The organism is Pseudomonas sp. PS01303 (assembly GCF_029959385.1).
Classification (GTDB): Bacteria; Pseudomonadota; Gammaproteobacteria; order Pseudomonadales; family Pseudomonadaceae; genus Aquipseudomonas; species Aquipseudomonas rustica.
This window is the reverse complement of sequence record NZ_JASCPK010000227.1, coordinates 1-5,995: the sequence shown is the minus strand read 5'-3', so window position 1 is coordinate 5,995 and position 5,995 is coordinate 1. Positions and strand designations below refer to the sequence as shown.

The following is a 5,995-nucleotide window of genomic DNA, read 5'->3' as shown; positions in this document are numbered from 1 at the left end:
ACACATGACCCTGTAGGAGCTGCCGAAGGCTGCGATCTTTTGATCTTGTTATTTTGAAGATCAAGATCAAAAGATCGCAGCCTTCGGCAGCTCCTACAGGGGAAAGACAAAAACAAGAGGATTTTCTCATGGCTAAAATCGGATTTATCGGCACCGGCATCATGGGCCACCCAATGGCTTCGAACCTGCAGAAAGCCGGTCACAGCCTGTTCCTGTCGGCGCACCACGACGCCGCCCCGGCCGATCTGGTTGCCGCTGGCGCCGTCGCCCTGGCCAACCCGCGCGAAGTCGCGCAGGAAGCTGAATTCATCATCGTCATGGTGCCGGATACCCCGCAGGTAGACGACGTACTGTTCCGCGCTGACGGCGTTGCCGCTGGCCTGAGCAAAGGCAAAATCGTGATCGACATGAGCTCGATCTCGCCGACCGCCACCAAGGCGTTCGCTGCGAAGATCAACGAGAAAGGCGCGCAATACCTCGACGCACCGGTATCCGGTGGTGAAGTCGGCGCCAAAGCCGCGACCCTGAGCATCATGATCGGTGGCGACGCCGATGCCTTCGAACGCGCTCTGCCGCTGTTCCAGGCCATGGGCAAAAACATCACCCTGGTCGGTGGCAATGGCGACGGTCAAACCGCCAAAGTCGCGAACCAGATCATCGTTGCCCTGAACATTCAGGCCGTCGCTGAAGCCCTGCTATTCGCTTCGAAAAACGGCGCTGATCCGGCCAAAGTGCGTGAAGCACTGATGGGCGGTTTCGCGTCCTCGAAGATCCTTGAAGTGCACGGCGAGCGCATGATCAAAGGCACTTTCGATCCAGGCTTCCGCATCAGCCTGCACCAGAAAGACTTGAACCTGGCCCTGCAAGGCGCCAAAGAGCTGAACATCAACCTGCCAAACACCGCCAACGCCCAGCAAGTGTTCAGCACCTGCGCAGCGATCGGTGGCAGCAACTGGGATCACTCGGCGCTGATCAAAGGTCTGGAACACATGGCCAACTTCTCGATTCGCGACAACAAATAAGCCCTGCCCCGTCGCTCGTTCCCACGCTCTGCGTGGGAATGCAGCCCGGGACGCTCCGCGTCCCTGCTGAAGCGGACGCAGAGCGTCCATTGAGGCATTCCCACGCAGAGCGTGGGAACGATCATCAGCATTAACCAAGAACAATAAGATTGGGAGCCCGCCATGTCGGTCGATCCGCAACAACTGCTGCGCGAGCTGTTTGCCACAGCCATCGACGCGGCCCATCCGAACCAAGTCCTCGAAGCCCATCTGCCTGCCGATCGTACTGGCCGGGTGATCGTCATCGGTGCCGGCAAAGCCGCTGCTGCGATGGCGCAAGTGGTCGAGAATTGCTGGGAAGGTGACGTGTCTGGCCTGGTGGTGACCCGCTACGGTCACGGCGCCCCGTGCGAAAAAATCGAAGTGGTCGAAGCCGCGCATCCGGTGCCGGACGCTGCCGGTCTGGCCGTGGCCAAACGCGTGCTCGAACTGGTCAGCAACCTGACCGAGGACGACCGCGTAATCTTCCTGCTCTCCGGCGGTGGTTCTGCCCTGCTCGCATTGCCGGCCGAAGGCATCACCCTCGCCGACAAGCAGTCGATCAACAAAGCCCTGCTCAAATCCGGCGCGACCATCGGCGAGATGAACTGCGTGCGCAAGCACCTCTCGGCGATCAAGGGCGGCCGTCTCGGCAAGGCCTGCTGGCCTGCCACTGTTTATACCTACGCGATTTCCGATGTGCCGGGCGACCTCGCCACGGTCATCGCTTCCGGCCCGACCGTGGCCGATCCAAGCACCTCCGCCGAAGCACTGGCGATCATCAAACGCTACGGCATCGAGATTCCCGTTTCCGTGCGCAACTGGTTGCAAAGCCCTGAGTCGGAAACCGTCAAACCCGGTGATCCGAGTCTTGCGCGCAGCCACTTCCAATTGATCGCCCGTCCTCAACAATCGCTGGACGCGGCGGCAGTGAAATGCCGTCAGGCCGGGTTCAGCACGCTGATCCTCGGCGACCTCGAAGGTGAGTCGCGCGAAGTGGCGAAAGTCCACGCCGGCATCGCCCGCCAGATCATCAACCATGGCCAGCCGTTGGCAGCGCCGTGCGTGATTCTCTCCGGCGGCGAAACCACCGTGACCGTGCGCGGCAATGGCCGTGGCGGACGCAACGCCGAGTTCCTTCTGAGCCTGACCGAAAATCTCAAAGGCCAGCCCGGCGTCTATGCCTTGGCCGGTGACACCGACGGCATCGACGGCTCGGAAGACAACGCCGGCGCGATCATGACCCCGGACAGCTACGCCCGCGCCGCCGCCCTCGGTTTGAGCGCCAGCGACGAGCTGGATAACAACAACGGCTACGGCTATTTCGAGGCGCTCGATGCGCTGATCGTCACCGAGCCGACCCGCACCAACGTCAACGACTTCCGCGCCATTCTGATCCTTGAGAGCTGCAAATCATGACGCCTGATAAAAAGGTAAAAATCCTCGCCACCCTCGGGCCCGCCGTCGACGGCATCGAAGAGATCCGTGAACTGGTCGAGGCCGGGGTGAATATCTTCCGCCTGAACTTCAGCCACGGCGATCACGCCGACCACGCCAAACGCTATCAGTGGATCCGCGAAGTCGAGCGCCAGCTCAACTACCCGCTGGGCATTCTGATGGACTTGCAAGGGCCGAAACTGCGCGTCGGCAAGTTCGCTGACGGCAAGGTGCAACTGCATCGCGGTCAGGCCTTCCGTCTCGATCTGGACGCGACACCGGGCGATCAGCGCCGAGTGAATCTGCCGCATCCGGAAATCATCGAAGCGCTGGAAGCGGGCATGGATCTGCTGCTCGACGACGGCAAGCTGCGTCTGCGCGTAGTCAGCAAATACGCCGATGCGATCGACACCACCGTGCTCAACGGCGGCGAGTTGTCGGATCGCAAAGGCGTGAACGTACCGCAAGCCGTGCTCGACCTCAGCCCGCTGACCGCCAAGGATCGCCGTGACCTGAGCTTCGGTCTGGAGCTGGGTGTGGATTGGGTCGCGCTGTCGTTTGTGCAGCGTCCGCAGGACATCATCGAAGCCCGCGCACTGATCGGCGACAAAGCCTTTTTGATGGCAAAAATCGAGAAGCCTTCCGCCGTTGAACAACTGCGCGAAATCGCTGAATTGAGCGACGCGATCATGGTGGCTCGCGGCGACCTTGGCGTTGAAGTGCCGGCCGAAAGCGTGCCGCAGATCCAGAAAAACATCATCACTACCTGCCGCGAACTCGGCAAACCGGTGGTGGTGGCGACGCAGATGCTTGAGTCGATGCGCTTCTCCCCTGCCCCGACCCGCGCCGAGGTGACTGACGTCGCCAATGCCGTGGCCGAAGGTGCCGATGCAGTGATGCTGTCGGCGGAAACTGCGTCCGGAGAGTACCCGCTGGAAGCCGTGCAGATGATGAGCAAGATCATCCGCCAGGTGGAGAACGGCCCGGATTATCAGACTCAGCTCGACGTCAGCCGGCCGAAGGCTGAAGCGACCGTGTCCGATGCGATCAGCTGCGCGATCCGTCGCATCAGCAACGTGCTGCCGGTGGCGGTGCTGGTCAACTACAGCGAGTCGGGCACCTCGAGTCTGCGTGCAGCGCGGGAACGGCCGAAAGCGCCGATCCTCAACCTCACGCCGAACCTGCAAACCGCGCGTCGTTTGAGCGTGGCGTGGGGGATTCACTCGGTGGTCAACGATCGCCTGCGTCAGGTCGACGAAGTCTGCTCAACCGCACTGGAAATCGCCCAGGCCCAAGGCATGGCCGAGCGTGGCGACACGCTGCTGATTACTGCCGGTGTGCCGTTTGGCCAGCCTGGATCGACTAACTCGCTGCGGATCGAAACGTTGATCTGACCCACATTCCCAATGTGAGTACAAAACCTGTGGCGAGGGGATTTATCCCCGATTGACTGCGCAGCAGTCACAGCTTTTCGGACATGACAGTTTTCACAGAAAAACCGCATGCACCGAATTTGGGGCCGCTTCGCAGCCCATCGGGGATAAATCCCCTCGCCACAGTGACTTGCAAGACCTTTTGATGTTCCAACTGCCCAGATTTTCTCAACATGCCTGCCAATCATTTCAACACCCACTGCCCCGACTGGGCCGAGGCTTTGCTCAACGGTTTCAGTCAAATATTCCTCCAGCGCCATCCGCTGTGCGGCCTGCTGTGCCTGTTGGCGATCCTGCTGACAGCACCCGTACTGTTCGCCGGGGCGCTGCTCGGTGCCGTCGCCGGATTGCTCACCGCGCAACGCCGCAATTACGCCAAGGCTGATCGCCAGGCTGGACTGTTCAGCTACAACGGCATCTTGCTCGGTCTGCTGCTGAGCCTGTATTTCCCATGGTCGCCGATGCTGCCACCGCTGATTCTCGCCGCCGGCGGCTTGAGCGCGATGGTCACGCAGCAGTGGCTCAAACATGTCTACAGCAGCCGCTCCATACCGGCTTACACCTCGCCGTTCGTGGCGATGAGCTGGGTTCTGCTGCTGTTCGCCGAACCGTCGGCGCCGATGGCACACGTCGAAATGAGCACGCTGAACCTGCTCGCCGCCGAACTGCGGGGCCTCGGCCAGGTGATGTTTCTCGGTCATCCACTGGCCGGCGCATTGGTCGCCATCGGTTTGCTGGTCGCTGATCGCCGCGCGTTTTGCTGGGCGCTGCTGGCGTCGGCGATCGGCCTCGGTTCCAGTTTGCTGCACCACGAAACCAGCGTCGCACTGCTCGGCATCGGCAGCTACAACGCCGTGCTCGCCGCCCTCGCCTTTTCGTCGCAACGTCAACAACCGTGGTTGCCGCTGCTCGGCATCGTCCTCGCGCTGCTGGTCACGCCGTTGTTTGCAGCGGTTGGCCTGGCCACTTTGACCGCGCCATTTATCCTCGCCGGCTGGCTGATCCGCGCCGGGATTCAGATGCTCGGAAAAGCGTCGGTCGAGCGTGCGCCTTGCGCTCACGGGGAGAATCAACCTAGGCTGCGCTGATCTTTGATTCAGGCGTTTTCCATGGACAGCAGCAACAATTGGCGCGAACGGCTCTACGTCATGATTTTTCAGAGCGACACCCTCGCCGGGCGTCGCTTCGACGGCATCTTGCTGTTGATCATCCTCGCCAGTCTGGTGATCGTGATGCTCGACAGCATCGACAGCATTCACCAGAACTACGCGAATGTGCTGGCCTACATAGAGTGGGGCTTCACGATCATCTTTCTTGGCGAGTACATCCTGCGTCTGTACTGCTCACCGAAGCCGCTGCGCTACGCCTTCAGTTTTTACGGGTTGGTGGATTTGCTGGCGATCGTGCCCGGCATCCTTGCGCTGTATTACAGCGATGCGCAGTACCTGCTGATCATTCGGATCATCCGCATGCTGCGGATTTTCCGCGTGCTCAAACTCAGCCCGTACCTCAAACAAGCCAACTATTTGATGTCGGCGCTGCGCGGCAGCAAGCAGAAGATCGTCGTGTTTCTGGTCAGCGTCTGCACGCTGGTGACGGTATTCGGCACGCTGATGTACGTGATCGAAGGCCCGGAGCATGGCTTCACCAGCATTCCCAAAGGCATCTATTGGGCGATCGTCACACTGACCACCGTGGGCTTCGGCGACATCGTGCCGAAGACGCCGTTGGGTCAGGTGATTTCGTCGCTGGTGATGATCACCGGTTACTCGATCATCGCCGTGCCCACCGGTATTTTCACCGCCGAACTGGCCAATGCGATGCGCGGTGAACAGCTGCAGCACGACTGCCCGGTGTGCAAGAAAAACAGCCACGAACACGGCGCGGCGTTCTGCTCGCGGTGCGGCAATCAGCTATTCAAGAAAGTGGAATAAGCAAAGAGCTTTTTAATCTTTAAGCGACTATGCACAGCCCGTTATAGTCGTGGCAATTAAACATCACCCCCCCAATGTAGGAGCTGCCGAAGGCTGCGATCTTTTGATCTTGGTTTTATGAGATCAAGATCAAAAGATCGCAGCCTTCGGC

The 5,995-nt window shown here is 60.4% G+C and carries 5 protein-coding genes; all 5 read left to right on the top strand.

The window, feature by feature from the left end; translation table 11 throughout:
- The first annotated feature begins 128 nt into the window (after positions 1 to 128).
- The 5 genes from QMX93_RS29320 to QMX93_RS29300 all read left to right on the top strand — a co-directional run bounded on the left by QMX93_RS29320 (position 129) and on the right by QMX93_RS29300 (position 5,844).
- Positions 129 to 1,022, top strand: a complete 894-nt coding sequence (locus QMX93_RS29320; RefSeq protein WP_007919937.1) for a 2-hydroxy-3-oxopropionate reductase — start codon at positions 129 to 131, stop codon at positions 1,020 to 1,022.
- Between the two features lie 162 nt (positions 1,023 to 1,184).
- Positions 1,185 to 2,459, top strand: a complete 1,275-nt coding sequence (locus QMX93_RS29315; RefSeq protein ID WP_159812679.1) for a glycerate kinase — start codon at positions 1,185 to 1,187, stop codon at positions 2,457 to 2,459.
- Positions 2,456 to 3,871: a pyruvate kinase gene (gene pyk / locus QMX93_RS29310; RefSeq protein WP_282359054.1), complete on the top strand. Its 1,416-nt coding sequence runs from the start codon at positions 2,456 to 2,458 to the stop codon at positions 3,869 to 3,871. Before QMX93_RS29315 ends, pyk begins: the two co-directional genes overlap by 4 nt.
- Before the next feature lie 212 nt (positions 3,872 to 4,083).
- Entirely contained in the window at positions 4,084 to 4,998 is a 915-nt protein-coding gene (locus QMX93_RS29305; RefSeq protein ID WP_282359053.1) for an urea transporter, read from the top strand.
- 21 nt (positions 4,999 to 5,019) lie between these two features.
- Positions 5,020 to 5,844 (top strand): ion transporter, encoded by an 825-nt coding sequence (locus tag QMX93_RS29300; RefSeq protein WP_159812675.1) that lies wholly within the window; start codon positions 5,020 to 5,022, stop codon positions 5,842 to 5,844.
- Positions 5,845 to 5,995: the final 151 nt, after the last annotated feature.

Coding starts and splice junctions, on each gene's coding strand:
- QMX93_RS29320 (WP_007919937.1), top strand. CDS start 129: ATGGCTAAAATCGGATTTATCGGCACCGGCATCATGGGCCACCCAATG.
- QMX93_RS29315 (WP_159812679.1), top strand. CDS start 1,185: ATGTCGGTCGATCCGCAACAACTGCTGCGCGAGCTGTTTGCCACAGCC.
- pyk (WP_282359054.1), top strand. CDS start 2,456: ATGACGCCTGATAAAAAGGTAAAAATCCTCGCCACCCTCGGGCCCGCC.
- QMX93_RS29305 (WP_282359053.1), top strand. CDS start 4,084: ATGCCTGCCAATCATTTCAACACCCACTGCCCCGACTGGGCCGAGGCT.
- QMX93_RS29300 (WP_159812675.1), top strand. CDS start 5,020: ATGGACAGCAGCAACAATTGGCGCGAACGGCTCTACGTCATGATTTTT.